This is a genomic window from Bacillus sp. FSL W8-1127, assembly GCF_038006725.1.
GTDB lineage: Bacteria > Bacillota > Bacilli > Bacillales > DSM-4216 > Bacillus_O > Bacillus_O smithii.
In genome coordinates this window covers 1,921,659-1,947,406 of sequence record NZ_JBBOVU010000001.1, presented here as the reverse complement: position 1 = coordinate 1,947,406, position 25,748 = coordinate 1,921,659, and the positions used below count along the sequence as shown (strand labels likewise).

The following is a 25,748-nucleotide window of genomic DNA, read 5'->3' as shown; positions in this document are numbered from 1 at the left end:
AAAGGAGTTGCGTTTGTATCTAGCGATAGAAAAAAGGAATCGATCCAAACAGACCAGTATGAAACGAAAAAAGCAAAAAAAGAAGAACCTTGACAGAAAAGTTGCAAATTCTATAGTGATGGATTCAAGGTATAGAACTTCATTGTCCTATACCTTGTTTTGTTGCTGAATGGTTCCATACATTGGAAGTACTTAAACTAACCATTCGAAATCCAATGGGATGAATTATTGTAAACAACTTCGAACAGACCAACAATCTGAATTTTACCCAGTAGATGGCATGTATAGATACATTTTGTCTATACGAGCGTGATATGAGATATTAAAACGGTTCCGTATAAAGGCGAGATTGAGCGGACCACTCCGAACCTCCTGATAATTCAATCATTCCGGTTTGTTCAAAGGGGAGTGGGATATTAGGCGCATTTACCATATTCGTTTGTGGTTCCGGGCAAAAAAATCCACTTTTTGCATCTTGATTAAACAGCATCCAAAAGCGAAATTCTGAACTTGTCTCATATATAAGAGAGATTTTTTCGCGTTGATCCGTTAACACCATTCGATTTTTTCCATCTTGGGCCACATAATGATGATCGAGTGGTTGATAGTACGGAGAAAAACCTTCTGTTGCGATTTTTTTCTCTTCTTCATTCAAAGGCAATAGATTTCCGGTTGGTAATGACCGTTCATTCAATTCTACTCGATCTTGTATGGTCAATTGCAACGTATAATCTTCTGCCGTGCTGTTTTTTGAAAAAGGCGCCTTAATGGATGTGTGGAAACCAATCATTAAAGGCATGGATTCTGAACCTTTATTAATGATTTTTACTTGTTGATTTAGTCCTTCTTTCGACAGAGTATATCGCAGATGCACTTTAAAGCGATGCGGGAAATAACGAAAAACTTCGGATTGCTCGTCTATACTTTGTACTAATTCTATAAAACATTCTCGATCTGTAGATCCATATTTAAATACTTCCCAGACAGCACTGTGAAAAAAACCGTGTAAATGATTATTCTTTGACTTTTCATTAATAGGAAAATGATACACTTTACCCGAAAAGGTAAAAGTACCGTCTTCTAAACGATTAGGTGGAAACAATACTGGAATGCCATATAAAAAAGGCTTTTGTTGAAAATCTTCCATTTCATGAATGGACGGTTCGCGAATAAAGTCATAATCCTTTTCTACATTTCGAAACGCAATCAGGTTTGCTCCAAACTTCGGAAGAATAACCGCTTGATATGGATAACAATTTAATTCATAAGCGTACATTCCATTAAAACTGGTTTGTTTGACATCGTTTTTAGATACACTGTTCATATCCCGATTCTCCCCTATTCATTCATTGGTATGAAAAGTCTCTGAATCCATAAGAAATTGATGAATCATAAAAGAGGCTGCTCCCAAAGCGGTAGCATTTCGATTTAACTGGGAAATATAAATCTGATGACTTTGATGAACATATCTAGAAATTCTGGAGGAAATCGTACTTTGTATAGAATTTAACACAATAGGATTCGCTTCGATTAAATTGCTTCTTAAAACAACCGCTTCCGGATTAAAGGCATTGATAATATTGGTTAAACCGATTCCTAGATAATGTCCGAATGTTTCCAGCGCTTTTAACGCTTCCCCGTCATTTTCTTGAATCATTTTGCTCGCCTGTTCTAAAGTTACTTTTTCCATATTCTTTAATTGGGAAAGATTGTCGTAAAACGCTTTTTCTGATGCATACAGTTCCCAACATCCATAGTTTCCGCAGCCGCATTTTTTTCCATTGAAATCAATCGTCATATGCCCCATTTCACCGGAAAATCCGTCCGTTCCCCGATAAAGTTCATTGTTGACAATGATGCCGAGGCCAATTCCGGTTCCGATACTCACATAGATGCTGTTTGTGCAATGCTTGATGGAACCAAACAATTTCTCGCCGTAAGCCCCGGCGTTTGCTTCGTTATCAATCAGGACTGGACAATGAAAATGGTTTTCCAATACAGTTTTCAAATCAACATCTTTCCACTTAGAGTTCGGAGTAAATAACACCAATTGATCTTTATTCACGAATCCATGAACGCCAACCCCAATCCCGATTATGCCATACGGCGATTTTGGGGCTTTGCTGGCCACCAATTGGATTCTTTCTAATAGAATGGGTTTGACTGCTTCGATCGAATTGTCAGAGATCTCATAGTAATCGCAATAAATGACGTTTCCTTCCAAATCCGTTAATAAAGTTAAAATATAAGTGACTCCTAAATCGACTCCGATGGCATAACCTGCCTCTTTATTAAAAACAAGCAATACAGGTTTTCTCCCTCCGCTTGATGAGCCTGTACCTATCTCAGATACAAGATTTTTTTCAATTAACAATGCGGTTTGAGAAGAAATGGTCGCTTTGTTCAGATTGGTTATTTTGGATAATTTCGCTCTTGAAACTGGATAATGGTTGATGATGTTTTTTAATATAATTTTTTGATTGTGGACCTTTACAAAAGTTTGATCCGCTGTTTTCATGAACATCCTCTTTCTTAGTTTGTATAGTCAATAAACGAACTAAATTTTCATTTTTATCTTTTTCTAGACATTTTTATTGTATCGTATTTTTTATTCAAAAAAAATATTGAATTTTAAAAATGATGGTGCTAGTATGAAGGTGTACTTAGTTTATTGGTTAAACAAAGTACGCATCAATATATTTTTTTGATGTAATATGAATTCGCTTTCATTAACTAAAACATTCAATCGAGGAGGTAATTTAAATGACTTACTTTCCTAATGTCGGCAAAATCAGTTATTCCGGAAATTCATTAAAAAGTGATCTCTCATTTCGTTATTACAATCCCGACGAAGTCATTGCGGGGAAAACGATGAAAGATCATTTACGTTTCTCGGTTGCTTATTGGCACACTTTTACCCAAGATGGATCTGATCCATTTGGTTCGGGAACGATGATTCGTCCTTGGAATCATTTAAAAGGCATGGATTTAGCAAAAGCAAGAGTAGAAGCAGCTTTTGAATTTTTTGAAAAATTAGGCAACCCATATTTCTGCTTCCATGATCGCGACATCGCTCCTGAAGGGGATACGTTAAGAGAAACGAATAAAAATCTTGATGTGATCGTTTCCATGATAAAAGATTACATGAAAACTAGTAATGTAAAACTTCTATGGAACACTGCGAATATGTTTACAAATCCTAGATTTGTACATGGGGCTGCCTCTTCTTGTAACGCCGATGTTTTTGCTTATGCCGCTGCACAAGTGAAAAAAGCGCTTGAAATCGCCAAAGAATTAGGAGCGGAAAACTATGTGTTCTGGGGCGGTCGAGAAGGCTATGAATCATTGCTGAATACCGACATGAAATTTGAACAAGAGAATATGGCCAGATTCTTCCATATGGCGATTGATTATGCGAAAGAAATTGGTTTTGAAGGTCAATTTTTAATTGAACCTAAACCAAAAGAACCTACGAAACACCAATATGATTTTGATGCGGCCACTACGATCGCGTTCTTGAAAACGTATGATTTAGACAAAGACTTTAAATTGAATCTGGAAGCGAACCACGCCACATTAGCGGGACATACATTTGAACATGAAATTCGCGTAGCCAGAATCCACGGACTTCTTGGTTCATTGGATGCCAACCAAGGGGACCCGCTTCTTGGATGGGATACAGACGAATTTCCAACGGACTTGTATGCAACGACTCTTACGATGTATGAAGTTCTTAAAAATGGCGGTCTCGGAAAAGGCGGATTAAACTTCGATGCCAAGCCGCGTAGATCTTCCTTTATGCCTGATGATTTATTCTACTCTCATATCGCCGGAATGGACAGCTATGCTCTAGGTTTAAAAGTAGCGAATCGACTCATTGAAGATCGTGTTTTTGATGATTTCATCGAAGAACGCTACAGCAGTTATAAAGAAGGCATCGGCGCCGAAATTGTTTCCGGTAAAGCTGATTTTAAATCACTAGAAAACTATATTATTGATAAAAAAGAAATTGTCAATGAGTCTGGTAGAATAGAAAAATTAAAAACTACCTTGAATCAGTACATTGTTCAAGAAGCATATGCCGAAAATTTCGCTTAATGACTTTTGATGCTTCATCAATATGAATAAACAAAACAGGTATGAAGAGCGGCTGTCCCTTTTTCGAACAAGGTCATACCCTCTTGTGGACGCTTTTAAGAGACAGCCGTTCGTTTCACCTTTCTAATGAACAGCGAGGAGATTAAAGATGAAATATGTCATTGGTATTGATCTTGGAACAAGTTCTGTAAAAGTGCTGCTGGTCGACCAAAATGGGAAAGTGAAGCATTCGGTGTCAAAAGATTATCCGCTTATTCAACGACAACCTGGTTATAGTGAACAAGATCCTGAAGAATGGGTTCAAAAAACGATATTGGCGTTGAAACAACTGGTTGAGGAATCGAACGTGCATCCGGATGATATTGAAGGAATCAGTTATTCTGGACAAATGCACGGTCTCGTGCTGCTTGATGAACATGGCAATGTGATTCGAAATGCGATTTTATGGAACGATACAAGAACGACGTCGCAATGTAAGAAGATTGATCAGCAATTAGGCGGCAAATTGCTTGAAATCACCAAAAACCCTGCATTAGAAGGATTCACTTTGCCAAAATTGCTTTGGGTAAAAGAACAAGAACCTGAAAATTTAAGCAAAGCGAGCGTCTTTTTACTGCCAAAAGATTATCTGCGTTTTCGTATGACCGGACAATTAAACATGGATTATTCGGATGCTGCCGGCACTCTTATTTTGGATATTCTCAATAAGTCTTGGAGTACGGATATACTCCGCACGTTAGAAATTCCAATCAGCATTTGTCCGCCTTTAGTTGAAACAGAAGATTATGTAGGGAACCTGCTGTCTGAAGTGGCTGAAAAAACAGGCTTATCCCCCTCTACCAAAGTTTTTGCCGGTGGAGCTGACAACGCTTGTGGAGCCATCGGCGCTGGTATTTTGTCAGAGGGAAAAGCACTGTGCAGTATCGGAACATCCGGTGTTTTTCTATCCTATGAGAACGACAAAAATCGAAATTTTGGAGGAAAAGTACATTTTTTTAATCATGGGAAAAAAGATGCCTACTATACGATGGGCGTAACGCTTGCTGCAGGCTACAGTCTAAATTGGTTTAAGGAGACCTTTGCCGCAAATGAATCTTTTTCTCATTTATTGGAAGAAGCGTCTTTATCACCAATCGGTGCGAATGGTTTGATATTCACTCCTTATTTAGTGGGGGAACGGACCCCGTATGCAGATGCCAAAATAAGAGGAACATTTACAGGAATTGATGGTTCTCATCAAAAACGGGATTTTGTCCGAGCTGTTATAGAAGGGATCGTTTTCTCTATCAACGAAAGCGTTGAAGTATTCCGTAATTATGGCAAGACGATCGATACGGTTGTCTCGATTGGCGGCGGCGCTAAAAGCGATTTGTGGCTGCAAATCCAAGCCGATGTATTTAATGCAAAAGTGGTGAAATTGCAAAACGAGCAAGGACCAGGCATGGGGGCTGCCATGATTGCCGCAGTCGGATTAGGTTGGTTTTCATCGCTTGAGGAATGTGCAGAGGCGTTTATTTCAACAGCTGAAATATATGAACCCAATCCTGAAAATGTTAAACGATATAAAGCGTTTTATCAAGTTTATAAAGATGTGTATCCACAAACCGTTGCGATCAATCATCAATTATTTGATCTTAGAGCCATGAAATAGCGTCCATTTCCTTTGCTTTGACTATGTGAATGCACGAATGAATGAAAAAACAAACTGATCAATGATGGGAGGGTCAATCGATGAAATTGAAAGTGAGCAATGGACTTATTTATTTCTTTGGTGCATTGGGCGGTCTATTATTTGGTTATGATACCGGGGTTATTTCAGGAGCTATTTTGTTTATCAAAAAAGATTTGAATCTCACCTCTTGGACTGAAGGGATCGTCGTCAGCTCCATTTTATTGGGCTGTATGATAGGAGCGGCTATCAGTGGCGGCTTGTCCGATCGATTGGGACGTCGTAAAGTGGTGCTCATGGCTGCAACGATTTTTTGTATAGGAGCGTTAGGTACGGCTTTAGCGCCCAATACATCGGTATTGATCTTTTTCAGAATAGTGCTTGGTTTAGCTGTCGGAAGTGCTTCGACCCTTGTACCTATGTATCTTTCCGAAATGGCGCCTACCTCCATTCGCGGAGCCTTGTCTAGTTTGAACCAATTGATGATTATGACAGGTATTTTGCTCGCCTATATCGTAAACTATCTTTTCAGTTCCATAGAAGGATGGAGATGGATGCTCGGAGTCGCCTTCATCCCGGGGTTGCTGCTCTTAATCGGAATGTTCTTTTTACCGGAAAGTCCAAGATGGCTATTAAAACAAGGTCGTGAAAATGAAGCCCGCTCCATTTTAAATCACATGCGCAAAGGAAGAGGAGTCGAAGAAGAAATAGATGAAATTAAATTGGCCAACCAACTTGAACAGGAACAAGGCGGTTGGAAAGAAGTGAAAGAAAGATGGGTAAGACCTGCATTAATCGTCGGAATTGGTCTGGCTGTCTTCCAACAAATTATAGGATGTAATACGGTGCTATACTATGCTCCCACTACATTTACAAATGTTGGGCTTGGAGCGTCTGCCGCGATTCTAGGAACTGTCGGTATCGGGATTGTCAATGTCATCATTACGGCTATTGCTGTGATGATCATTGATAAAGTTGGGAGAAAACCTTTGCTCTTAATTGGAAATGCCGGTATGTCGATTTCATTGTTTGTGCTCGGTATTGTAAACGCTTTATCAGGGTCGACAGCTGCAGCAAGTTGGACCACTGTCATCTGTTTAGCAGTATATATCGCATTCTTCTCTCTTAGTTGGGGACCTGTTGTATGGGTCATGCTTTCAGAAATTTTTCCTTTGAGTATTCGAGGAATTGGTATGGGAATAGGAAGTGTTGCTAACTGGCTGTCCAACTTAATTGTTTCTTTAACGTTTCCTAAACTCATTGAACAATTTGGCATCAGCACCATGTTTATTGTCTATGGTATTATGGGTGTTCTTGCTTTCCTATTTGTGAGCACAAAAGTTTCAGAAACGAAAGGAAAAAGTCTTGAACAAATTGAGCTGGAACTTAGACAAAAAACTAATAAGGAAAAACATGCAGATTGGTCACAAACCGTAAATAAATAACAGACTTTGATAGAGTTCGCACTAGAATTCAATCAAAACACTATTAAATAAGAATTTATGATGAAGGAACTTTAGATGAAAGACGTGTTCATTTTTGCAAGACTGACAATTCATCGAAAAATCAAGATACAAAAAAGCTGGAATTTTGATCTTGTTTTTTGACTAGTGCATTGACAATTTCGGTTGTAAACGATTCACAGGGAAGGCCTCTTTTTGGGTGTGGCAGCTTCATTCTACAAGAAAAGGTCTTCCTTTTTTATGGATCTATTTACACAAAATATACTCGTTCATCCATGCAAGATTTTTTGTTTATGCTGTCATATCGTTGTTAAGCGTCCTTTTGCTGCCGATATCTTACATTGCTTCGGGATATTTAGCCAAATTTATAGGGATCTGAAAAGTGATTGTATTAGTCGGTTTAATTGAACTTTTGGATGGCGTCTACGCCTTGCTGTTCAGTGATTTAGCGAAAAGGAAAAATACTGCCGATCATAAAATGAATATGTCGATTGGATGATATTATTCATTTTTGCATTACATTCATTTAGAAAAAATTTTTAAACAGTGACTAGCTGGCTATTTAAGATAGGATGCATGGTGATCATTTAACGACAAATCAACTATGGCAAGAAAAAATAAACTATGGGGGAAATCCTATTTTTTTAAGTTACATTACATATAAAAGGCAACGATTGGAGAAAATGATGAATAAGTACGAAGGGAGGATATGATTTTGGAGCAGGGAAAACAGGGCAGGCTAACTTCCGGAGAAATATCGCATCTATGGAGTCAATATTTGAACGATAGTGCAAGTATTTGCATGCTAACTTATTTTTTAGAAAAGGTCGAGGACGCGGATATAAAACCAATTATCGAGCATGCGTTGCAATTATCCAAAGATCATATTCAAAAGATTGCTACTATTTTTATAAATGAAAAGAATGTGATTCCTCATGGCTTTAAACTAGAAGAGGATGTTGATTTAAATGCTCCTAGATTGTATTCAGATATCTTTATATTACAATTTATACATCAGATGGCTAAGATAGGACTTATTTCTTATTCCATCAGTTTGTCTGTAGCTGTAAGGCCTGACGTTACAAACTTCTATAGCGATTGCCTCACTGAGTCGCAAAATTTATATAAAACGGCAAAGGATTTACTGCTTTCAAAAGGGCTATACATAAAGGCTCCTTATCTGCCTGAATTGGATCATGTTGAATTTGTGAAAAAGCAAGGCTTTATTTTAGATTTCTTTGGTGAAAAAAGGCCATTAACTGCATTGGAAATAGCAAATCTATATGCAAACTTTCAAAGAAATGCATTGGGAAAAGCGACGCTTGATGGATTCAGTCAAGTGGCCAAGTCTAAAGTTGCCACACAATTTTTTCAAAGAGGTGTAGAAATTTCAAAAAAGCATATTCAATTATTTAGGGAAAAATTAGAAGAAAGCGATCTTTCCGTACCGATCACTTGGGATTCAGAAATTACAGAAAGTACAGCTCACACTTTTTCGGAAAAACTCATGATGTTTTATACAACTTCTTTGATTTCTTTGAGTGTCGTGTACTATGGTTTTAGTGTTGCTTTCAGTCCTAGAATCGACATTGGAATTCTTTATAACAGAGTCATATTGGAAATACAGAAATATGCTGAAGACGGGGCCAATATCATGATAAAAAATAGATGGATGGAACAGCCTCCTATGGCGCCTGACCGAAAAGAACTGGCCAAGAAAAATGCCCAATCATAGGGGAGCGGAAAGCTCCTCTTTTTTGATTTTATCAGAGGGTAAGACAGGAGCGGTTTTTTATTTGAATGACCTGCCAATGTACACCTTTATTGATGTTTCAGGAGGTCTTCGAATTTTTAAGACCATTCTGACTGTTTTTAGAATATGTCCATCAAAGTCATCGTCAAATTCAGAAACTATTTCAAATCCTTTTGTTTTATAGAAGTTTGTTCCGATTTGGTTGTCTTTTTCTACGTCAACGAAAACCGCTTTTGCTCCCGCTAAATTTTTGATTCCCTCTTTTAACAATGCAGTTCCAATTCCTTTGCCTTGATATTCCGGAAGTAGATAAATTGCTAGCAGTTCAGTCGTTCCATTTTCTTTTACCGGGGAAAAGTTTGCGAAACCTACAACTTTGCCGTTAGCTTCTGAAACGAATATAAAAGACTGCTCTAAACGTCTAAGCATCATTTCGTCATGATAGGCGGAACGTAAGAAACTTTCCTGAATTTTATGGGGGATGATGCCTTCATAGGTATCATTCCAGCTTCTTTTGACAACTTGTTGGACTTGTTGTATGTCTTCTTTTTCCATTTTGCGAATGATCCATTTCATTTCTATCACCTTTCATTTATTATTTCATTACATTATTTTTAGAAGAGATGGAACAACTAGATTGAAATCATTTTATGAAGCTTTCCGATCGTTCCTCTTATCATATCTCGATCAACCGCTGTTTCTGGTTGTAAACACCGTATTTCATCCGTGAATACGCAGAAAAAGCCACCCCTCAATCACCCTTTTCAAACTACTTTCCAATCGGTTTGCTTCTGTTCACCAAAAAACACCGTGAAGTGTGTATTTCTTTTTTCGGTCTACCAGAAAGATTGGATAGAATCCTTTCCGATCGTTCTTCCTTCTGTTTAGCCCTGTTAGAAAAACAACTTTTCGCTATTAAACCTATTAAATACTCCATTCGCTAACGTTTGTTTTTAAGATACCATATACCTGCACGAAGAGGAGCACTTTTCTTGAAATTTCTTACAAAGTGATAGGCAGGTTAAAAGCCGTCAAGGAGAGAACTTGACGGCTTTATTTTTCAAATACTGTTTAGTCATTTGAAGACGGCCATTTTACTTTATTCGGTTAATGTTTTTTGGGGAAAGTGTTGATCACAACAATGAGCTGAATGGATACAATTCCTTAACAATCTCTTAATAAACGGGTCAAGTGTATTAGACAAATCTTTTTATAAATCATAATTTATAGAAAGCGTAATGGCTGATGAATTCCCATGGATGACTTAAAACGCCCAACTTCAGAAAGACAAAATCGAAGATGTCTTGACAAACTTTACACAAGATGGACGATATAGCAATCCCATGAAGATTCATTTTGATTTTATAGGAGGGATATAGTGGAGAAGACTTTCATTGAACCATGGGAAGTGAATGAAACCACTCATGAGTTTTTTGTACCTGACTATATTAACAAGTTGGCAGATAAAGTTTTAAAGCATTATGATTTTTCGGTAAAAAGCATGCAGGTCGTGACAACGAAACCTGATAAAGGGGGATGTATTTGGAAGATTGAAACGAGCAAGGGACCGAAAAGCTTAAAGCTGTTGCACAGAAGACCAACCAGGAGTTTATTTAGCCTGGGAGCTCAAGAATATTTAGTTGATGTTCGGCATGCCAGAGTACCGCCCATTGTCAAGACGAAAGATGGAGCCAATTATGTCGAGGCGGGAGGGAAGCTATGGTTCGTCGCAGAGTGGATTGAGTCGTTAACACCTGTTACAAAAGATTTAGAGGGAGCCAAATTGCTTTGTTCCGCACTAGGTGAATTTCATCGATTAAGCAAAGGCTATGTCCCCCCGCACCAAGCAGAAACAGCTTCAAGATTGCACAAATGGCGAAGCAATTATGAAAACGTCATTATGAAAATGGATTGGTTTCGAAACATTGCTAAAGCTTATAAAGAGCTTCCCGCAAGTTCGTATTTATTAGACGTGGTAGATGAATTTGAAAAGCAAGCTCGAAGAAGTCTGGAAAGACTGGATCAATCTAAGTATTATGAATTAATCAAACATGGCAATTCCCATTGGGGCTTAGTTCATCAGGATTATGGCTGGTCTAATGGCCAAATGGGCAAGAACGGGATGTGGATTATCGACCTTGATGGTGTTGCCTATGATCTCCCGATTCGTGATTTAAGAAAGCTGATTTCGGGAACCATGGCGGACTTATATAAATGGGATGCAAAGTGGATAAGAGAGATGATTAAAGCTTATCATGAATCAAATCCCATCTCTCCTGAATTATATGAGATTCTTATGATTGATTTATCACTTCCGAATGAATTCTATAAAAATATAAAAGAAGTTGTGTATGAACCTGAATTGTTTCTAAATGAACAAACTGTACAATTAATGAAAACCATTATCGAAACGGATAAGACTAAATGGCCGGTCTTGGAGGAAATTCAAAATGATTGGAAGAGAGTGAAATGACATGAAAATTTTGATGATCTGTACGGAAAAGCTCCCTGTGCCTCCCGTACGAGGAGGAGCGATTCAAACTTATATTTCCGGTGTTCTTCCACATTTAAGCAAGCATCATGATATTACCGTTTTAGGGACTGATGATCCTTCTCTTCCTGATCAAGAAACTGTAGACGGCATTCATTATGTACGTGTACCGGGAAAAATCTTCGAAATATATCGAGAAGGTGTGATTCGATATATTGAATCAAACTCATTCGACCTTATTCACATTTTTAACCGTCCACGCCTTGTCATTCCTGTCCGTAAGGCCGCTCCTCATTCTAAGATAACCTTAAGCATGCACAATGATATGTTCAATGCGGAAAAAATCGATTCAGAAGAAGCAACCGCAGCTTTGGAAGAAGTTTCTGGTATTGTAACGGTCAGTGATTATGTTGGGAATGTCATACGTCAACTTTATCCACAAGCATCGTCAAAGATTCGCACGATTTATTCCGGAGTAGATATCGAGAGATTTTTACCCGGAAGTCATCCAAAGATGCAAAAAAAACGCAAGGAAATTCGAAAAGCGAATGGTTTAGAGGGCAAAACGGTGCTTTTATTCGCCGGAAGGCTTTCGCGCAATAAAGGGGTCGATAAATTAGTTAGAGCCTTGCCTGAACTTTCAAGAAAATTCAAAGATTTAGCTCTCGTTATTGTAGGCAGCAATTGGTTTAGCCAAAATAACATAACCGATTATGTGGCTTACGTACGAGCATTAGCCAAAAAGCTGCCAGTGCCAGTTATAACAACAGGCTTTGTGGCACCGGATGAAATACAGAATTGGTTTGCTGCAGCTGATTTATTTGTATGTACTTCGCAATGGCAAGAACCGCTAGCTCGGGTGCATTATGAAGCAATGGCAGCAGGACTTCCGATCGTCACAACCGCACGGGGCGGCAACCCGGAAGTCATTCATTCAGGAGAAAATGGTCTTGTTGTAGAGAACCCTGAAGATCCCAAAGATTTCGTAGCAAAAATCTCCCAAATTTTATCTGACAAATCTTTAATGAAAAAGATGGGAGAAAGGGGAAGAGAACTGGCTGTTTCCCAGTATCAATGGGATCGGGTAGCATCCGAGATACTGGAAGTTTGGAGTCAAGCCATTCAGGTGATCCCAACTTCAGACACTGAACAAGAAAATACAGAAAAAACGAGTGCAAATAAAGTGGAACATAAAAAGAATAAAGAATCGGAATATGAAGCGAAACATAAAAAGGATAAAAAATCGGAACCTGAAGATAAGATTAAATACACCATATTGGATGTGGATGGAGAAACCGTTAGAAAAAGCATATGGTATTCCAAGCACTATAAACGCAGCCATGATAATAGGCATACACGCAGACGCCATAAAAGAAGCTCCCACAGTTATAGTAATAGGCGTACACACAGGCGCAAAAAAAGACGCGGACGAGGAGACAGTACGAGCCGAAGACGCAGAGACAGTTAAAATGGCATATGGTTTCCCAAAACTTATGATGGCTGGAAAGAAGCATTATTAGTTTCTATAACTGGATAGTTGACTTACCAAAAGGCAATAAGCAGCTATAAATAATTGAGACACTGAGCAAATCTTTAAATACGTTTTGATATTTAAAATATATAAATCAATAAGTTAGGACTATCAAAAATAAAGATTTGTTTTAGAGAAGAGGTCAGGTTGATGATTCGGAAAGCGATAATACCAGCAGCAGGGCTGGGGACAAGGTTTCTTCCTGCAACAAAGGCATTGCCAAAAGAAATGCTTCCGATTGTGGATAAACCAACCATTCAATATATTGTCGAAGAAGCAATAGCTTCTGGAATAGAGGATATTATTGTCATAAGCGGACGCAGCAAACGTTCGATTGAAGATCACTTTGATAAATCATATGAGCTAGAAGAAACTCTTTTTAAGAAAAACAAACAAATGTTGCTGGAAGAAGTACAAAAGATTTCAAACATGGCTAATATTCATTATATTCGCCAAAAGGAACCAAAAGGACTTGGCCATGCCATTTACTGTGCGAAAAGTTTTGTTGGAAATGAGCCTTTTGCTGTATTGCTAGGCGATGACATCGTCGACTCTTCGAAGCCTTGTTTAAAACAATTGATGGAAGTTTATGATCGTTATCATTCCTCCATCGTAGGCGTTCAGCCAGTAGACGAAGAGGATGTTTCAAAATACGGAATTATAAAACCGAAAGGAAATGAGATCGAAGAAAATATCTTCAATATTGAAACGCTAGTAGAAAAACCAAAAAAAGATGAAGCTCCTTCCCGATTTGCCATTATGGGTCGGTATATTTTAAGACCGGAGATTTTTGATATTTTGAAAGAGTTGCCGCCGGATTCCAATGGTGAAATTCAATTAACAGATGCCATTAAAATCATGAATCAATCGCAGACAGTATTAGCCTATCAATTTCAAGGTAAGCGCTATGATATCGGGAGCAAGGTCGGGTTTATCCGCGCGACGATTGATTTTGCTTTACAGCGACCAGACTTGCAGGAAGACATATTAAAGTATCTGAAAGAAGTGATTGCCCCCAAAAATTTAAACAGTTAGAACAAAGGTCGGTATGAAGGACATGGGGCGATCTTAAAAAGTTTGAACACTTCGATTGACAAGCAGCTAATGAGTAGAGTGGAACAGTTTTCACTTAGTCAGAGTGGACACTTTGATCATTGATTTGGAATGAGTATCATCTCTATCATTAGACATAAAACTGTCGAGTGCAAGATCTTTCGCTAAAAATGGGAGTCAGCCGTATAAAATAAATGATCGAGTTCGTTGCTTTGTGTAAGAGTACGCTTATCTTTTGTCATAACGATTCACTTACATTCCATTCTGTCCAGTTTGATTTCGTGGGTACATGAATATATACCCATTAGCTATATAAACACAGAGTGCCTTGTTTAGAAGAAAAATAAAAGAATCGAGGTGAATCTTTTGAATATAGCCGTTATTGGGGCAGGATATGTCGGAACTACAACCAGTGTAGCGTTTGCCAATTATGGACACAAGGTATATGTCGTAGAGAATGACCAAGAAAAATTAAAAAAGTTGAAAAAGTCCATTCTCCCTTTTTATGAAGAGGGAATGGAGGAACTGTTAAAAAAACTTATTGCCGGCGGAAATCTTTTGTTTTTCCAAAATATAGAGGAAGTTATCGATCAAGTTGAAATTTTATTTATTACCGTCGGCACACCTTCCTTACCGAACGGAGAAGCGGATTTATCTTATGTAGAGGAAGCGGCACGACAGATTGGAAAGTTGATGAATGAATATAAATCCATCGTCATTAAGAGTACCGTTCCAATCGGGACCAGTGATAAAGTTCATAAAATCATAAAAGCTGAACTGAAAAAAAGAAACAAAGAAATTTCTTTCGATCTCATTTCGAACCCGGAATTTTTACGAGAAGGAAAAGCATTGCAAGATGCTCTGTATCCTGAGCGAATTGTGATTGGCTGTGAAACGGAGAAAGCCAAAAAGGTCATGAAAGATTTGTATAAAGAGATCAACTCACCCGTTGTGTTTACAACGATCAAAGATGCTGAAATGATCAAGTATGCCTCAAACGCGTTTTTAGCGACTAAAATTTCGTTCATCAATGAGTTGGCGCGACTTTGCGATAAAATTGGGACCAATGTGATTCAAGTGGCAAAAGGAATGGGGTTAGACAGCAGGATTGGTCCTCATTTTCTCCAGGCAGGAATCGGGTATGGCGGATCTTGTTTTCCGAAAGACATAAAAGCATTGCTAGCATTGGCTTCTGCAAAGAAAACTCCTTTACAAATACTTCAGGCCGTATCAGATGTGAACCAAACCCAAGCACTATGGTTTATGGAAAAAGTAGAAAAAGCGCTGGGCTCGCTGTCAGGAAAGCGCATTGCGGTTTTAGGCCTTACGTTTAAACCTCAAACGGACGATATAAGAGAAGCATCCTCACTAAAAATTATACAATACCTCATCGAAAATCATTCCTACATTTCGGCATTTGATCCACAAGGAACAGAACATGTAAAAAAGATATATCCTAACGTTCATTATACTCAAACCCCATTTGAAGCTTTAAAAGGAGCAGACGCGGTATTAATTGTAACGGAGTGGAAAGAAATCGTAGAAATAGACTGGAAAAAAGCAAAAAACGTTTTATCCCAACCATACGTATTCGACGGAAGAAATTGCCTGAACTCATCTGCATTGAAGAAATTAGGCTACCATTATGAAGGAGTAGGTACGCCTAGTTTTGATGTTTGAAAATGGCTCCGTTGAAAGATGAAAAATCTGGGCTTTATGGCGAAAAGCGCTTAGCTATATACCTTTCATCATATCCGCATCGGGGAAGGAGGTCCAAGAGGTGCAGAAGAATTCGAAATCTATTCTGGTTACTGGCTGTGCGGGCTTCATCGGGTTCCACTTGACGAAACGTTTGTTAGATGAAGGTTTTTATGTAATCGGGATAGACAATATGAATGATTATTACGATACAAGCTTAAAATATGACAGATTAAAAATGATCATGAAGCATCCTCGTTTTCAATTCGTCAAAGGCTCAATTGAGAACACGGAATTACTGGAAAATCTTTTCTATCAGCACGATTTTGATACTGTGGTCAATTTAGCCGCACAACCTGGTGTACGATACAGCTTGAAAAATCCACATAAGTATATCCAATCGAATATTGTTGGCTTTGCCAATATATTAGAATGCTGCAAAAAACATAAAATCCCTTATCTCATATATGCATCATCGAGTTCCGTCTATGGAAATAACAAGAAGATACCGTTCTCTGTAACCGATCGTGTCGACAACCCGATTAGTTTATATGCAGCAACTAAAAAAGCGAATGAGTTAATGGCTTATACGTATAGCCATTTGTATCATCTCCCTACAACAGGGTTGCGCTTTTTTACTGTCTACGGCCCTTGGGGGAGACCCGATATGGCTTTATTTAAATTTGCAAATGCCATTGTAAAACAGCAGCCAATCGAAATTTATAACTACGGAAATATGAAAAGAGACTTTACCTATATTGAAGATATTACGGAATCCATTTTACGTTTAATCAATAAAGGGCCTTCTCCGGAATCTCCTTATAAAATTTATAACATAGGAAATAACCAACCCGTACAACTAAATGATTTTATTCAAGTACTGGAAAAACATTTAGGAAAGAAGGCAATCAAAAAGCTTTTGCCTATACAGCCCGGCGATGTCCCAGAAACATTTGCGGATATTGATGAATTAGTAAAGGATATCGACTATAAACCCCAAGTATCTATTGAGGAAGGAATCGAAAAGTTTGTCGAGTGGTTTAAAGATTATTATAAAATTAGCGAGTAGGTTAATAAAAGTAGAATTTAAGAGCTAAAAACTGCAGAAAAGAATCATTCTGCAGTTTTTCTTTGACCATCTTATTTTCAATTATCCAGAAAGGTTGAATAGCAAACAGCGAAAAAAACGGTTTACTATTTTTTAAACTTTTCGGTTAATTCGTTATTTAAATAACTCAGATCCTCCGCCATTTGAGCGATCTGATGGGACGCTTTTGCAATCTCCCCGAAAGTTTGTTGAAAGTCTTCGATAAATGAAGCTAATCGATCGATTTTTTCCCCGCTGGATTTTACACTTGCAGCTTCGTCTTCAAACACTTGGATGATGCTTTCGTTCGCTTGACGGAATGCACTCGTTTCCTCGACGATACGCTGAAAAGCCGCTTCAAATTTTTGAATCGTTTGTTGAACGATATCGATATGATTCTGAATATAATCGAGAGACTGTTCCGTTTGCATGGCTAGCTTGCGCACTTCATTGGCGACGACTGAAAACCCTTTTCCATGTTCGCCGGCGCGTGCGGCTTCAATATTTGCGTTTAGGGATAAAATATTCGTCTGGTTGGAGATGTCTCTAATCGTGGTAACAATTCCATCGATTTTTTTTGAGCTGTCGGCTAGTTCAGCGGTGAGAGCTTTTGTTCCTTCAATTAATTGTGCAATGTTATCAAGTTTCGTTAATGTTTGGGCTACGTCTAATTTTCCGCTTTCTATTTTTGCGATCATTTCGCTTGACTGCGTTTGAATGGCGTTTATTTCATCGAACATTTCTTTGACGTATTTTTCCCGATCCGCGATAGAAGCAGTGGTTTCTTCAGCGTTGGAGGCAAGCATTGTAGACGACTCCGTTAGGCGATATTGGACTTTTTCGATTTCACTAAACTTCATCATGGAAGAGGTGTACGCTTCAATATATGTCATTATGGCTATTTGTATATCGAACCAACACAGTTTCATGAAAGAGAGGTATACGTCTGTTGCTTTATGCGGCGGCAGTTCTTGCATCAGCATTCGCAGCACTTCGTTTTGAATGAAGGCATAAGCCCCGAGATACCATTCAGGGAATAGGTTGATACGATTATGAACCTGCCCGATTACTTTCCGTCGCAATACGTATTGTTCGCCAACTTCCCCCGACACCATGTCCAATAAATAGGCACGAAACGTTTGCTTTAAACGGTCAATCGTCGAATAGCTTTGGATAATTTGTACTAAGTTAGGCATGCTGCCGATGCGGTCGTAAAAAGCATCGACAATTTTGGATATGTGTTTCTCTAAAAGAGGACGGATATTAACTAAACGTTGCAAATCTTCAACGGTGAGTCCGACGAAAGACACTAGATTTTTATAATTTCCTTCAATAAGTTGTCGATAGTGCTCTTCGACGGCAGGGGATGACGGTGAAATGGACGAAGAAACGGATGAAACGCTCGGGGTATGTTTCTCTTTTTTCCAAAATAGCTGAAAAGTCCCTGTTTCATTTTGTATAAGCCGACATAAGAGATATTTTGACATATAGTTTCCTCCAAAATTATCATTTTCCAAACAAATTATACATTGCCGGATGCGTGTACAGAATAAATGGATAGATGATTCACAAAAATTTAGAAATTTTAAGAAAGCATAGTAAAAAAGTATTATATAATGAGGATGATTAAGGAGGATTTTGTATAAAATGGAGGATTTTTGGAATGGAAAGAATACAAGTAACAAGCAAGGAACGATTGCAACAATTGCGCTATACAGGGGTGACGGAAGAAAGGTTGCAATACGTCTATGTATATAGAAATATATTACTCACGCTTGTTGATCCGATCGTCGACGAATTATATGAAGAAATATCAAGGATCGATTCCTTGCGAGAGTTATTCAACGCCATTCAACGTTAGAAAGACTAAAAACTACACAAAAACGGTATTTGCAGCAATGTTTCGAAGCGACCATTGACGATCGTTATATTCAATCGCGATATAACATAGGCCGGGCTCACTCTGAAATTGGACTTCATTTGGAGTGGTATTTAGCCACGTACACAAAATATATAGATATTATTTATAAATATGTTTCACAAGTGCTTCCGGAGCAAACCATCCATATTTTGCTCGTCATTCAGTCGATTTTTTCATTTGATATGCAGTTGACGCTGGAAGCATATAAAGCTGCGGAAATCGAAAAAGCGGTGCACCCGTTGCGGTATGAGTTGGACAAATTGCTGCAAATGAACGGCATTACAAATCAAGACTTGGAAAACCTCGATCAATTTAGCGGATATATTTCATTTCGTATTGATAGTATTATGGAAAATTTTCATCATTCGCTTATTAGCCGATTAGGGGAGGAAAGTCACTACAGCATTCGCTTATTACAAAAAGAAAAGTATTTGGATTATGTGAGAAATTTTTTATTACAATTTTTTCAACAAAAAGTATACGATGATTTAGAAGCCTATTTTCTCATTATTCGCGATTGGAGCCGGTTGGTTATTGAGCAGCGATGTCATGAGAACTTTTTTCATATAGTAGCCGAGTCGATTTGTGAGGCGCTTAAGAAAGTGTTTTTAACAAAAGAGTATTTACATGATTTTCATTTCGTTCAATATATTGATTCATTTGAACGATTTTCAAAGTTTACGTTGGCGATCATGAACGAAATCCTCCGTCCATACTTATTTTTACGTGATTTTGATTTTCTTGATATTTATGCATACGAAATTAGTACGATTGATTTTGGGCGGATAACGTGGATTGATGATAAAATGAAACGTCTTTTAAAAAAGCTTGGTATGAACGATAAGCGTCCTATTGGGCGGCGTTGTTATGAATTGTTGCATAACCGTCCTGTTCCTTGTTCAGAGTGTCCAATCCTAAAAGAAAGTGAACCGATGCTCACGACGCTTGGGAATGACAGAGGATTGAATTATTATAAAATTCGTCTGCTTCCGCAAACGAAAATTTTTGAACTTTCGCGTGCACTGATGGTGATTCAAGATGTGACGAAAGAGTCAAAGGTTATGTTCGACGTGTTGGAACGATTGTTGCAGTTAGCGGACTATCGCGATGATGATACGAAAAATCATGTCCATCGCATTGGAATGCTTTCCGGAATGTTGGCCCGCTTGGCAGGGTGTAACGAACAATTTGTTTCCAATATTGAAATCGCTGCCAAATATCATGATATCGGAAAAGTCGGCATTCCTGATTACATATTGAAAAAACCCGGAAAACTGACAAAAGAAGAATGGGAGTCGATGAAAACATATGTGGTCATCGGCCATCAAATTCTCGTCAATTTAGATTTACCTGTTATTCAAATGGCGGCGAATATCGCTCGTACACATCATGAATGGTGGAACGGCGGAGGCTATCCGAACGGTTTAAAGGGCGAAGAAATTCCGTTGGAAGGGCGGATTGTCGCGATCGTCGATGTGTTTGATGCTTTATTATCGAAAAGAATTTATAAAGACGCCTTTCCGCTCGAAAAAGTAAAAGAAATTTTATCGGATGGCCGTGGGAAACAATTTGATCCGAAGTTAACAGATTTATTTTTAGCCATGTGGGATGATTTTTTAGCAGCACGAGAAAGTTTAAAATAAGGCGAACAGTGCTTTTTGTTACTCCCTTTTTTAACTTCCCTCCGAAAGAAGTCTTCTACTTCAAAACGTGAAGGTGCGGAAGCACCAGTGAAAGTGGGAGATGAATTTCGGTTAGGCGTAGCCTAAAGTTGTCTCTTTTTTGTACTACGATATAATCAGTATTTATATAAATGAAAGACTGTTATATCAACGGAATTAGATAATAATAATCATTCGGGGTATTCCTTTTGTATTATCATCTTGTTCTGGTCGTAAAATATCGCAGACAAGTGATTGATGACCCCATATCTGACTATGCAAAAGATATGTTTATTCGACTTGGTGAACATTACAATATTTCCTTGGTCGAATGGAATCACGATCTTGACCATGTGCATATTTTGTTCAAGGCACATCCGAATAGTGAACTATCAAAGTTCATCAATGCCTATAAAAGTGCAAGTTCTCGACTTATCAAAAAGCATTATCCACAAGTGAAAAGAAAACTTTGGAAAGAGTATTTTTGGTCAAGAAGCTTTTGCTTACTTACAACAGGTGGTGCGCCCATTGAAGTGATAAAGCAGTATATAGAAAATCAAGGGAGGAAGTGAGGTGATTTGATATGGCAAACAAAGCATATAAATTTCGTCTGTACCCAACACAAGAACAAGAGCAACTTCTTACAAAAACCTTCGGCTGCGTTCGTTTCGTCTACAACAAAATGTTGGCTGAACAAATGGAAACATATGAACCATTCAAGGACGACAAAGAAGCCTTGAAAAAGCAAAAAAAATTCCCGACTCCTGCAAAGTACAAAAAGGAATTTCCATGGCTCAAAGAAGTAGACAGCCTTGCGTTGGCAAACGCTCAACTGAATTTGCAGAAGGCATACCAAAACTTCTTCTCTGGTCGTGCTGAATTTCCGAAGTTCAAAAGCCGAAAGGCGAGACAGTCCTACACAACCAACGTGGTCAACGGAAACATTATGCTTTTGGATGGTTATATCAAATTACCGAAACTGAAACTTGTAAAAATCAAACAACATCAAGAAATTCCGTCACATCATATCATCAAGTCTTGTACGGTTTCTCGAACAAAAACAGGAAAATACTATGTTTCTATTCTCACTGAATACGAACATCAACCTGTACAAAAAGAAGTACAAGCTATTGTTGGCTTAGATTTTTCCATGAACGGTTTATTTGTCGATAGTGAAGAAGGTAAGACAGCCAATTACCCTCGTTTCTATCGCCAAGCCTTGGGAAAATTAGCGAAAGAACAGCACGTTCTATCACGCAGAAAGAAAGATTCTAATCGTTGGCACAAGCAACGACTAAAAGTGGCGAAGCTACATGAAAGAATTGCGAACCAACGAAAAGACTTTCTACATAAGGAATCGCACAAATTAGCGAAACTATATGATTGCGTGGTTATCGAAGACCTCAACATGAAGGAAATGTCCCAAGCACTCAATTTCGGCAAAAGCGTTGCTGATAATGCATGGGGCATGTTCACGAAATTTCTCCAATACAAGTTAGAAGAGCAGGGGAAAAAGCTTATCAAAATAGATAAGTGGTTTCCATCATCCAAAACTTGTTCATGTTGCGGTCAAGTAAAGGAGTCTCTATCTCTTTCTGAGCGCATATTCCATTGTGATTGTGGTTTTGTAGCAGATAGAGATTGGAATGCTTCTATCAATATCAAGCGTGAAGGATTGCGACTGTTGGCATTAGCATCATCATAAATAGAGCATGGAACAGGCTCGATAGCTAAGTAAATTTCGTACCGTTAGGTGCGATTACCTTAGAAGCCCCCACCTCTAAGCGAAGAGTAGGTGGCGGGTAGTTCACAATATGCAACCAGGTTGTTAACGCAGCACTGGCTTCGGATGACATGATCCAACAAATAGAGCAAATGAAAAGGCCTTTCTTCCTGGAATTAAATTGGATGAATCATTATTAAGAGTTGCCCTATGCTTCACCCCAGAATTGTCATAGAAAAATGATAAATCTGCCTATACTTAATGCTATAATGACACAAATGCAGATTTACAACGTTAAGCAAATTCGATATGAAAAGCCTAATTCTCTCATTGTTATGATGAGAAATTAGGCTTTTCCTTAATTAGACAGTATGAATTATAATGGACTAAATATTATCTACGAAATAGCACTTCAAATAGTCATTATATAGTTACTACGAAATAACCAAAATAACTAAAATTACATATTTTTATTCTCATTGCATTCCTTAAGTAACTTCTCGCATAAATTCTGGCAAATTCCTTGAGAATGGTATCTATTCAATAATTCACTTAGGTTTATGAATATTTTATTTTCATTTAATATATTTTTAAAATCTTGATAAGTGAAATTTCTATTAATTTTAACTTTTCTTTCCGGGAAAAGGCTAGTTATTTTATTATTGACTTTATTAGTGAATTCTTCACTCTCAGTCACTGGGTTTTGTAATGTTGAAGCAAAAGTCAAAATTGTTTCGATAAAATGAATATCATCTTCATTTAAACCAATTTTTTTCATCCATTCACTTACAGTTAAATTTCCCACAAATATCACTCCTAAAAGAATAACACATCTGCCATACGAATAGCCCAGCTTACAGCTATTGCGATGTTTTCAGCGGTACCTTTACTCATTCTAGTATTCTCTTTTAAATAAACTGGAAGTTGTTTTCTAACCATAGTAGCTGCATCTGAACCAGCGTATTCAAATCGTGTCAACCAATTTCCGATTTTTTTACTATTATTTTTAAACGTTTTGGCAGTAGATGAATCTATTATGTTAAACCGTCTTGCCGCATCAATGACTTCATCTCCACCTGCTCTAAGCAACTGAGCGACTTTTACAACGGCTTTGGATTTAGCGCCCATTGTAGTTATATTTTCATTTTGACCATCTAGTTCTAGATTTAATGATAGTTGATTGGCTATTTTTGATCGTTCAGTGATGTAATCAAACTTATTAAATTCGGACGACGCTTGTACTTTTGGAGAAACCATTAACAATCCACTTATCAAAACCGTTACTGATATACAACTTAAAATGGCTTTTCTGAAATTATTGATAAATATTTTAATATTTAACATGGTTTTTTCTATCCCATCCTTAACCTATTATTCAAATGATCAGTTTGTAAATATGTGCTTTTGAAATTCATTATAACACAAAATTTGGTAAAATAAACTATTTTTTCTATTTTAAAATTAATACCTGAATCCGTGACAAAACATCTTTACAATGGTCGCAAACCGTTGATACGATAAGGGAAAACGACGTTGACGATTCTTCATCAAGTAGGTGATGTGATGAAAGATTTCCCGATTCGGTTTGTATTGACAGATGAAGCGATTACCCCAAGTGCTGGGCTTGCTCTCGTTGGCTACTTACTCCATCGAACGAAACTGGATAAACGGGTAAACGCACTTCGGCTTCCAACGGTTCGTCGAGAAGTGCACATTTCCCATAGCGATGTCATTCGCTCGATGATTGGCTTGCTTGCCACAGGAAAAACGGATTTCGATCATATCGAAGCGTATCGTCAGGACGATATCTTTTCGGCATCGATGGGGATTCAGCACGTGCCTTCCTCTCCAACCTTGCGACAACGACTCGATCAGCTCGCTTGTCTTCCGATGACCGAAACGATTCTTTGGGAGGAGTCCATACGTCTGTTGATTCAACGACATGCCACTTTGTCCCCTTGTTGGACCAAAGGAAAGACGACATGGCTTCCCCTTGATATAGATGGTTCCCCATTTGACAACTCCGATACGAAAAAAGAAGGAGTCAGTCGAACGTATAAAGGATTTGACGGTTTTACACCGTTGTTTGCGTATGCAGGGAAGGAAGGGGATCTCGTTCATGCCGAGTTGCGTCCAGGGAAACAACATGTGCAAGACAACATGCCCTCGTTTTTAGTCACCGCTATCCGTCGAGCTCGTCAACTGACTTCATCTCGTCTGCTTGTTCGCATGGATGCAGGAAACGATGCAGAAGCGAATGGGCACGTATGCCTAAAGGAAGACGTGGACTTTGTCATCAAGCGAAACTTACGCCGAGAATCGAAAGCGCTTTGGTTCCAGATCGCTTCGCAAAAGGGCAAACGTGTCGATGATGGACAAAGCGAAGGAGTACAAACCTATGAGCTATGCCTTCCACAGAAGGCAGCGATCGATGGAAACACGTATACGTACGTTCAAGTCACCCAAGTGACGGAACGGACGATGGAACGCAATGGACAGCTGATGCTCGTTCCTGATTATGAAGTGGAAAGCTATTGGGTGCGGCTCAAAGGATACGAGCATGTTCGAATGAGCAATGTGCTCGCGTTGTATCATGACCATGCGACATGCGAACAGTTTCATAGCGAACTGAAGAGCGACTTAGATTTAGAGCGGCTTCCATCTGGGAAGATGAAAACGAATGCGCTCGTGTTGGTCATGGGAGCCTTCGTTTACAATCTTCTTCGTCTGATTGGACAAGATCTATTAAGCGATCCGAGACATCCGTTGCACCACAAAGTGAAACGCCGCCGCATCAAGACGATTATTCAGACGGTGATCACGATGGCAGGGCGACTCGTCCGTCGATCACGACAGATCTGGATGAAACTGACGCGAAGGAGTGGCTATAGCGAGCCCCTACTGAACGTCTATCAGAAATGGAGAGAGGCAAGATAACGAACGAATGTTCGGGCACTGATGTCCAACGTCACTCCCTGTGCTTTTTTGTCTATTTTTTTGGTTCGTATACCTAAAAAAAAGATTGGTTCCATTTTCGGAAATAGAGATGACATAGGTCATAAGCATAAAAAGGGTTTTATGGATTATCAATCCATCAAAATTACAACAAAATCAAAGTCGATTTCAATTCATCACGGATTCAGGATTAATACATTTACATGATGTCATCTTTCTGTAAGATTCTAATATTTATTTAGTTGTTTGCGATCCTTTTTTGTACCTGTTATTTTTTAAATATCCATTCCGATTTCATTCAGTTGTTGAAATTACCCTTGGAATATTCTGTATATTTAAACTGGCACCGATTTTCCGAAAATGTCACGGGAACAGAAAAAAGAATTGTTGCTCGACAAGGTCATTCACGTTTATTGGTTTATCTAGGGGAATGAACAGGGACAAATCTTAGATCTGGATTTTAATATTCTATATCTTGCCATGAATGTTCACTCCATCCTAAAGTTTTGATATTGGAAAAATTAAACAGATAATCAAAAGTCGGATAATTTTTTAAAAAATGTACGCTTAGTAGAAACGAAATTAAACTTGCTAACCAAAAAGAGAACTTATCGGATTGTTCTTCTACTATTTATTGTAAGAGAA

General features: G+C 38.3%; 18 protein-coding genes and 2 pseudogenes. 14 read left to right on the top strand and 6 right to left on the bottom strand.

Annotation, left to right across the window (positions count from 1 at the left end; translation table 11 throughout):
• Positions 1-322 precede the first annotated feature (322 nt).
• Positions 323-1,324, bottom strand: a complete 1,002-nt coding sequence (locus tag NST12_RS09185) for an aldose 1-epimerase (protein WP_341101024.1) — start codon at positions 1,322-1,324, stop codon at positions 323-325.
• Positions 1,325-1,342: 18 nt separating this feature from the next.
• Positions 1,343-2,518 (bottom strand): ROK family protein, encoded by a 1,176-nt coding sequence (locus NST12_RS09180; RefSeq protein WP_048623463.1) that lies wholly within the window; start codon positions 2,516-2,518, stop codon positions 1,343-1,345.
• Between the two features lie 245 nt (positions 2,519-2,763).
• Here NST12_RS09180 and xylA point away from each other — a divergent pair, with 245 nt between their 5' ends.
• From xylA to NST12_RS09160, 4 genes are all read left to right on the top strand, one after another.
• Positions 2,764-4,098 carry a xylose isomerase gene (gene xylA / locus NST12_RS09175; RefSeq protein WP_048623462.1) on the top strand — a complete coding sequence of 445 codons (1,335 nt, stop codon included), beginning with the start codon at positions 2,764-2,766 and terminating at the stop codon, positions 4,096-4,098.
• Positions 4,099-4,246: 148 nt separating this feature from the next.
• On the top strand, positions 4,247-5,749 hold the full coding sequence (gene xylB, locus NST12_RS09170) for a xylulokinase (RefSeq protein WP_328203934.1): 1,503 nt from the start codon (positions 4,247-4,249) through the stop codon (positions 5,747-5,749).
• Positions 5,750-5,829: 80 nt separating this feature from the next.
• Entirely contained in the window at positions 5,830-7,212 is a 1,383-nt protein-coding gene (locus tag NST12_RS09165; RefSeq protein ID WP_327805106.1) for a sugar porter family MFS transporter, read from the top strand.
• Positions 7,213-7,939: 727 nt separating this feature from the next.
• Positions 7,940-8,965 carry a DUF3231 family protein gene (locus NST12_RS09160; RefSeq protein ID WP_341101014.1) on the top strand — a complete coding sequence of 342 codons (1,026 nt, stop codon included), beginning with the start codon at positions 7,940-7,942 and terminating at the stop codon, positions 8,963-8,965.
• A gap of 57 nt (positions 8,966-9,022) precedes the next feature.
• Here NST12_RS09160 and NST12_RS09155 read toward each other — a convergent pair whose 3' ends face one another.
• The gene (locus tag NST12_RS09155; protein WP_341101011.1) at positions 9,023-9,559 is read right to left on the bottom strand and encodes a GNAT family N-acetyltransferase; all 537 of its coding nucleotides are present in this window, start codon (positions 9,557-9,559) and stop codon (positions 9,023-9,025) included.
• Positions 9,560-10,361: 802 nt separating this feature from the next.
• Here NST12_RS09155 and NST12_RS09150 point away from each other — a divergent pair.
• The 5 genes from NST12_RS09150 to NST12_RS09130 all read left to right on the top strand — a co-directional run bounded on the left by NST12_RS09150 (position 10,362) and on the right by NST12_RS09130 (position 16,825).
• Positions 10,362-11,456 (top strand): CotS family spore coat protein, encoded by a 1,095-nt coding sequence (locus NST12_RS09150; protein WP_341101009.1) that lies wholly within the window; start codon positions 10,362-10,364, stop codon positions 11,454-11,456.
• A 1-nt stretch (position 11,457) separates the two neighbouring features.
• A complete protein-coding gene (locus tag NST12_RS09145; RefSeq protein WP_341101005.1) occupies positions 11,458-12,942 on the top strand; it encodes a glycosyltransferase family 4 protein in 1,485 nt (494 codons plus the stop codon).
• Between the two features lie 210 nt (positions 12,943-13,152).
• The gene (gene galU / locus NST12_RS09140) at positions 13,153-14,040 is read left to right on the top strand and encodes a UTP--glucose-1-phosphate uridylyltransferase GalU (protein ID WP_327824171.1); all 888 of its coding nucleotides are present in this window, start codon (positions 13,153-13,155) and stop codon (positions 14,038-14,040) included.
• A 384-nt stretch (positions 14,041-14,424) separates the two neighbouring features.
• Complete coding sequence (locus NST12_RS09135; RefSeq protein ID WP_341101000.1) at positions 14,425-15,738, top strand: UDP-glucose dehydrogenase family protein; 1,314 nt, start codon at positions 14,425-14,427, stop codon at positions 15,736-15,738.
• A gap of 100 nt (positions 15,739-15,838) precedes the next feature.
• On the top strand, positions 15,839-16,825 hold the full coding sequence (locus tag NST12_RS09130; RefSeq protein ID WP_341100997.1) for an NAD-dependent epimerase: 987 nt from the start codon (positions 15,839-15,841) through the stop codon (positions 16,823-16,825).
• 125 nt (positions 16,826-16,950) lie between these two features.
• Here NST12_RS09130 and NST12_RS09125 read toward each other — a convergent pair whose 3' ends face one another.
• A complete protein-coding gene (locus tag NST12_RS09125) occupies positions 16,951-18,330 on the bottom strand; it encodes a globin-coupled sensor protein (RefSeq protein ID WP_341100994.1) in 1,380 nt (459 codons plus the stop codon).
• Between the two features lie 176 nt (positions 18,331-18,506).
• On the opposite strand from NST12_RS09125, the pseudogene NST12_RS17125 reads away from it, so the two are divergent.
• The 4 genes and pseudogenes from NST12_RS17125 to NST12_RS09105 all read left to right on the top strand — a co-directional run.
• Positions 18,507-18,919, top strand: a pseudogene (locus tag NST12_RS17125) (protoglobin domain-containing protein); the annotation flags it as partial.
• 27 nt (positions 18,920-18,946) lie between these two features.
• Positions 18,947-20,407: an HD-GYP domain-containing protein gene (locus NST12_RS09115; protein WP_445662345.1), complete on the top strand. Its 1,461-nt coding sequence runs from the start codon at positions 18,947-18,949 to the stop codon at positions 20,405-20,407.
• A 183-nt stretch (positions 20,408-20,590) separates the two neighbouring features.
• Positions 20,591-20,997 (top strand): annotated as a pseudogene (gene tnpA / locus NST12_RS09110) (IS200/IS605 family transposase).
• A gap of 11 nt (positions 20,998-21,008) precedes the next feature.
• Complete coding sequence (locus tag NST12_RS09105; protein WP_341100989.1) at positions 21,009-22,130, top strand: transposase; 1,122 nt, start codon at positions 21,009-21,011, stop codon at positions 22,128-22,130.
• Positions 22,131-22,608: 478 nt separating this feature from the next.
• Here the strand turns inward: NST12_RS09105 and NST12_RS09100 are convergent, their stop codons facing one another.
• Both NST12_RS09100 and NST12_RS09095 read right to left on the bottom strand, forming a co-directional pair.
• The gene (locus NST12_RS09100) at positions 22,609-22,953 is read right to left on the bottom strand and encodes a hypothetical protein (protein ID WP_270584060.1); all 345 of its coding nucleotides are present in this window, start codon (positions 22,951-22,953) and stop codon (positions 22,609-22,611) included.
• Between the two features lie 11 nt (positions 22,954-22,964).
• Entirely contained in the window at positions 22,965-23,492 is a 528-nt protein-coding gene (locus tag NST12_RS09095; protein ID WP_341029718.1) for a hypothetical protein, read from the bottom strand.
• 219 nt (positions 23,493-23,711) lie between these two features.
• Between NST12_RS09095 and NST12_RS09090 the strand changes: the two genes are divergently transcribed.
• Positions 23,712-25,085 (top strand): IS1380 family transposase, encoded by a 1,374-nt coding sequence (locus NST12_RS09090; protein ID WP_341102183.1) that lies wholly within the window; start codon positions 23,712-23,714, stop codon positions 25,083-25,085.
• Positions 25,086-25,748 lie beyond the last annotated feature (663 nt).

What these genes read in the sequence shown, in the direction of transcription:
- NST12_RS09090 (WP_341102183.1), top strand. Translation starts at nt 23,712, where the DNA reads ATGAAAGATTTCCCGATTCGGTTTGTATTGACAGATGAAGCGATTACC.
- xylA (WP_048623462.1), top strand. Translation starts at nt 2,764, where the DNA reads ATGACTTACTTTCCTAATGTCGGCAAAATCAGTTATTCCGGAAATTCA.
- NST12_RS09115 (WP_445662345.1), top strand. Translation starts at nt 18,947, where the DNA reads ATGCAGTTGACGCTGGAAGCATATAAAGCTGCGGAAATCGAAAAAGCG.
- NST12_RS09185 (WP_341101024.1), bottom strand. Translation starts at nt 1,324, where the DNA reads ATGAACAGTGTATCTAAAAACGATGTCAAACAAACCAGTTTTAATGGA.
- NST12_RS09145 (WP_341101005.1), top strand. Translation starts at nt 11,458, where the DNA reads ATGAAAATTTTGATGATCTGTACGGAAAAGCTCCCTGTGCCTCCCGTA.
- xylB (WP_328203934.1), top strand. Translation starts at nt 4,247, where the DNA reads ATGAAATATGTCATTGGTATTGATCTTGGAACAAGTTCTGTAAAAGTG.
- NST12_RS09105 (WP_341100989.1), top strand. Translation starts at nt 21,009, where the DNA reads ATGGCAAACAAAGCATATAAATTTCGTCTGTACCCAACACAAGAACAA.
- NST12_RS09095 (WP_341029718.1), bottom strand. Translation starts at nt 23,492, where the DNA reads ATGTTAAATATTAAAATATTTATCAATAATTTCAGAAAAGCCATTTTA.
- NST12_RS09125 (WP_341100994.1), bottom strand. Translation starts at nt 18,330, where the DNA reads ATGTCAAAATATCTCTTATGTCGGCTTATACAAAATGAAACAGGGACT.
- NST12_RS09165 (WP_327805106.1), top strand. Translation starts at nt 5,830, where the DNA reads ATGAAATTGAAAGTGAGCAATGGACTTATTTATTTCTTTGGTGCATTG.
- NST12_RS09155 (WP_341101011.1), bottom strand. Translation starts at nt 9,559, where the DNA reads ATGAAATGGATCATTCGCAAAATGGAAAAAGAAGACATACAACAAGTC.
- NST12_RS09180 (WP_048623463.1), bottom strand. Translation starts at nt 2,518, where the DNA reads ATGAAAACAGCGGATCAAACTTTTGTAAAGGTCCACAATCAAAAAATT.
- NST12_RS09160 (WP_341101014.1), top strand. Translation starts at nt 7,940, where the DNA reads ATGATTTTGGAGCAGGGAAAACAGGGCAGGCTAACTTCCGGAGAAATA.